Raw genomic sequence first — 4,661 nt, 5'->3', positions numbered from 1 at the left:
TCGATCACACTTTCACAGGCAGAGTTCGGTTGGTGGCCCCGCCCCCGCGCAAACGGAAGGAGGCCCGGACATCTTGCGAAGCAGATCAAGAGCTTGCCGCCTGAACCTCAGGTTCCAGCTAAGCCGGCTCAAGCCTTGCCTCACACCTAAGTGTAAATACGCGGGAGTGGTTAATTATCGGTTAGCCATGCCTGCTAACCAGCCCATCAGTTCACCACTCCGCGGTAGCGAAGAGCAAAGGTTGCTCCTGCGCCGAGCGTGGCGGTCGCAGCCGTCATGACGTTGCCCGTTACGCTGGCGCCGATCGGGTCGCTTTCATCGGTTCCGCTCGCATCATCATCTTCAGCGGTTGTCGCTGACGCGCAGTTGGGACCCGAGAACATGCTCCCTGCCGCATAGGTGAACGCTGCAGGGAAGGTGTCGCTCGCGGTGACATTGCTGGCAGCAGCGCTGCCCGCATTGGTCACGAGGATACAGTATTCGACGACCGCGCCAGGGATCGCCTTGGGCAATGTCGCGCCATTGACCGGATCACTGATAACCGAGCTCGCCTTGGTCACGCTGAGCGTGGTGGAAGGCCTGCACATGGTGATATCGTGGATGGCAATGGCTTGCTGCCCTGGATTGGCGGGGGCGAGCGAGTGATCGCCGTAGCTGATGATGATCGTGTCGACCGCGCTCGCGAACGTCACGGTGACATTGCCATTGGCCTGGGTATCGGAGGAGGTCGCATCGCCGTATGCCGAATTGCCAATGACATAGTTCGCGATGCCATTGGTCAGGGTCGGGATGACAGTGACCCCGCCAAGACTGCCGGTGACTGTGACCTTGTCGGCGAATTGGCCGGACGCGTAGTCGACATCGAAGATGGTGAACTGCGCCCCGGCGGCAGGGCTCGACATGGTAATGGTGGTGGTGACCTGGCTCGACTGACTTGGCAGGTCGACCAGTTCCATCAATGAATATTGCGGGCTTGCCAGGCCGCCCGTCACGACCTTTTGCCGGGTCGGAGATTGCCCGCCGTAGGTCGCATTGTTGAGGAAGCTGCCCGGGTTGCTGATGGCAAGTGCAACTGTGCCGATTCCGCTCACCGAGTAGGAGGCGGCAGTGCTGCCATTGGTCCAGCTCACGGCATCCCAGTCGAGCAGGCTTGTGCCGGCTGGGCAAGTGAGCATCGGGGCGATGCCGGCTGATCTTGCACCGGCAACGGTAAAGCTGGCCGAGGCATAGTCGTCTTCCCCAACCGCGCCGTTACCTGGTGTTGAATCGATATCGGCGACAGACGATGCGGTGATTTCCGCTGGAAACTCGACCGCCGCGCCGGCGGTTGCATCGACGCTTGCCGAGAGCACGAGCGTCGCGTTCTCGCCTGGCGCAAGTGTGCCGACACTCCATAGACCTGTCGCGGGATTATAGGAGCCGCTCCCACTGCTCGCGACGAACACTGTGCCGCTCGGGAGCGGAGCGCTCACCGTGATACCGCTGGCGGAACTGGTCGAGCCGGCGCTCGAGGAGACAGTCAGCGAATACGAGATTGCCCCGCCGCTGGTCGGCGCGCTTGTGCTGGAAGTCATCGACAGCGACAGATCCGCATAGGGCCCGGAAGCGCCGGTGAGATAAAGATCCGCCTGGTAGAAGGTTCCGGAATCGGCCTGAAACTGATCGCAAACCTCGAGCGTCCAGGTCCCTGCGGCATTCTTGCCATTGAATGCCGAAAGCAGCGCGGCGGGCCTGTAATTGCCGTTGTAGGGCGGCACGATGGTCGAGGCGCTGGCGGTATCGTTTGCAGTGTAGCTCGAAATCGCGCCGGGAGCCGCATCATCGAAGGTTGCATTGAAATTGTCGGCGCCAACCGAGCCCGAGCCCGAGGTCAGATTTACCCGCGTACCGTCCGGCGAGACCAGGTTCATCACAAGGTCGCCGCGGTAGGTATGAGCGATCAGGACGCCGATGCTGACGCTGCTGACGACATAGCTTGTGGAAACATTGAAGGTTCGCTTGAACGGGTTGGCACAAGGCGCCGCACTATCGCTGATCGCGTTGGCCGCGCTGTCGGCGGTGTTGGTATAGCGGTTGACGCTCTGTGCTGAAGCAGGTGCGGCCACGCCGCCCAGCGCGGCACAGATCGCCGCGATCGCGGCAAGCAATCTGCCCCATCGCCGCGCCGGGGAAACGCCGAGGTTTCTGTTAAACCGCATAGGCAAATGTACTGATCCATCAAGGTAAACAAGCCGTTAAGGCAATCGCAGCGAGGCGCAGCGGCGTCCGGCGCAGCCCAGCCCTCGACCCGAGCGATCAAATTTTAAGTCATATATTAGATATATGTCATAACCCAATGTTTATAATCTATTTAATTGAATCAAAAGATCGCGCTTGTCCGCTTATGACCCCTGGATGCCAAATTCGAGTCAGGCGCGGCAAAGATATCATGTGATTTCTCAATTATAATCTTTATATCATTGTTTTTTTGTTATTTAACGCCAGCAATATCGCATAGCCCGCCTGACTGCCGGCGCTGGACTGCGCCGGACAGATCGGAGGCGCGATTTGGTGGTAGCTGCACGCAGATAGCCGTGTGATGGTGGCCGATTGACCTCTCGAACTGGCCCGGCTTACCCATAGCCGGGATACTGGAGTGGGCACGCGGCGAGGCCACGATCGCAAAGGCGGCGCGCGGGGCCCTTGCCGTTGGCCGCGACGCTGTTTGGCCGGCGATCTCCACGTCCTCCCGGCGCAAATTTTATAGGCAGCGTCCGACGGGCCGGGACAGGGATGAATGGCTGGGCGCCGCCTTTGCCATCATGGATGGCATCCTTCCAGGCGTGTAGGCGCGTGCATTCCGGCAGAGCGTCGGTCTCACAATCAACGTCCCTTTCGATGGCGGTTCGGGGTGCTGCGTGGGCATACTTATCGAGTCCCGTGACGCTCGCCTTTCGAAGCAGGTCGGCGTGATTGCCAGGCAGAATGGGAACCGCTCGTGTCCGGTCCATCCGGTACGCACAGGTGCGTCACGGCTTGCAACCGCGAGGGGACGAGCTTGGTGCGGGCAGCGCCTTGCGCGCAGGAGCCGGTGAGCCGGGCCAGGACGAGAAAGGCAGTGGGTAATTGGTATCGAGACCCTGGAACTGCTCTGAAGAGCCTGCAAAACCCCATTGCACGCTCTCAAAAGCAGAAAGGTTGACAGACAAGCCATCGCTGAGATATGCTTTCAAGAGCATATAAACGCCCATAAGCCGCTTTGGAGGGCACATGGCCGCCAGAAACCTGCTACTTGATGCACCGCCCTATGTGGTCGAACAGACCGTCATTGGGCTGGGCCGCAACCTGCGCACCGCGCGGCTGCGCCGCAATCTGACGATCGAACAGGTCGCGCAGAAAATCGGTACCGGCCCCCGCGCCGTGATGGATGCGGAGAAAGGCAAGCTCAGCACCAGCGTTGCGGTCTATGCGGCGCTGCTTTGGACATACGATTTGCTCCAGCCGCTGAGCGAAGTGGCCGATCCGGCACAGGACAGCGAGGGGCTGACGCTGGACAGGCTGCAAGGACGCGAACGCGCCCGCGCGCCCAAGGGGCTCGACAATGACTTCTAAGCCCGGTGCGCAGGAATGCTTTGTCTACATCGTGCTGCCCGACACGAGCGAATTCGTGACAGCGGGACGACTGGTTATCGAACAGGGACGCAATGGCGTGCCGGTCGGCCAGTTCGTCTACGGCAAGAGCTATCTGGCACGCCACAACGCGGTGCCGATCGATCCGCTCGAACTCAAACTTGGCACCGCCACCTATCAGACCACCGCGCTCAAGGGCGTGTTCGGCGCGCTGCGCGATGCGGGGCCGGACTATTGGGGGCGGCGCGTCATCGAAAAGCACGCGGGCCTGCCGGAGCTGAGCGAGATCGATTACCTGCTCTATGCGCCGGACGACCGCGCAGGCGCACTGGGTTTTGGGCTGGGCGCGGAGCCCCCTGCCCCCAAGCGGCAATTCAGCAGGACGCTCGATCTCGAAAAGCTGCTCGCGATTGCGGACGCCATCATCAAGGATGAAAAGCCGCTAGAGGGACCGGAAGCAGAACAGGTCGAAGACCTGATGCTGATCGGCACATCGATGGGCGGCGCGCGCCCGAAGGCTGTGGTCGAAGACGATGAAAGCTTGTGGATCGCCAAATTCAACAGGCCCGATGACAAGTGGAACCATGCGCGCACGGAACACGCAATGTTGGAACTCTCGCGCGCGTGCGGCGTCCACAGCGCGCAGAGCCGTATCGAGAAGGCAGGCGACCGCGATGTACTGCTGGTGCGGCGCTTCGACCGCGAACGCGCGGAAGCAGGCTATCTGCGCGCGCGCATGATCAGCGGACTGACAATCCTGCGCACCGAAGATGTGCATGAACAGCGGGACCGCTGGTCCTATGTACTGCTGGCCGAAGAGTTGCGGCGTATCAGCGCGAACCCGAAGGACGATGCCGCCGAACTGTTCCGGCGCATGGTGTTCAACGCGCTGATTTCCAACACCGACGATCACCCGCGCAACCATGCGGCGATAGCTCGGGAGAAGAACTGGCAGTTATCGCCCGCCTATGACCTGACGCCTTCGATGCCGATCAGCATCGAGCGGCGCGATCTGGCGATGGTATGCGGCGATCTGGGGCGCTACGCCCACG

General features: G+C 61.1%; 3 protein-coding genes. 2 read left to right on the top strand and 1 reads right to left on the bottom strand.

The features are described 5' to 3' along the window. Window positions 1-206: 206 nt before the first annotated feature. Window positions 207-2,198 carry a proprotein convertase P-domain-containing protein gene (locus tag ACE3SN_RS16175; RefSeq protein WP_374531769.1) on the bottom strand — a complete coding sequence of 664 codons (1,992 nt, stop codon included), beginning with the start codon at window positions 2,196-2,198 and terminating at the stop codon, window positions 207-209. Window positions 2,199-3,249: 1,051 nt separating this feature from the next. Here ACE3SN_RS16175 and ACE3SN_RS16170 point away from each other — a divergent pair. Together ACE3SN_RS16170 and ACE3SN_RS16165 are read left to right on the top strand one after the other, a co-directional pair. After that, on the top strand, window positions 3,250-3,591 hold the full coding sequence (locus tag ACE3SN_RS16170; RefSeq protein ID WP_374531767.1) for a helix-turn-helix domain-containing protein: 342 nt from the start codon (window positions 3,250-3,252) through the stop codon (window positions 3,589-3,591). Next, on the top strand, window positions 3,581-4,661 hold a 1,081-nt coding region (locus tag ACE3SN_RS16165), incomplete at its 3' end, for a type II toxin-antitoxin system HipA family toxin (RefSeq protein ID WP_374531765.1). The genes ACE3SN_RS16170 and ACE3SN_RS16165, both read left to right, overlap by 11 nt.

Source organism: Novosphingobium sp., assembly GCF_041915465.1.
Taxonomy (GTDB): domain Bacteria; phylum Pseudomonadota; class Alphaproteobacteria; order Sphingomonadales; family Sphingomonadaceae; genus Novosphingobium.
Note: the sequence above shows the minus strand (reverse complement) of the source record. Positions and strands in the feature narration are given on the sequence as shown.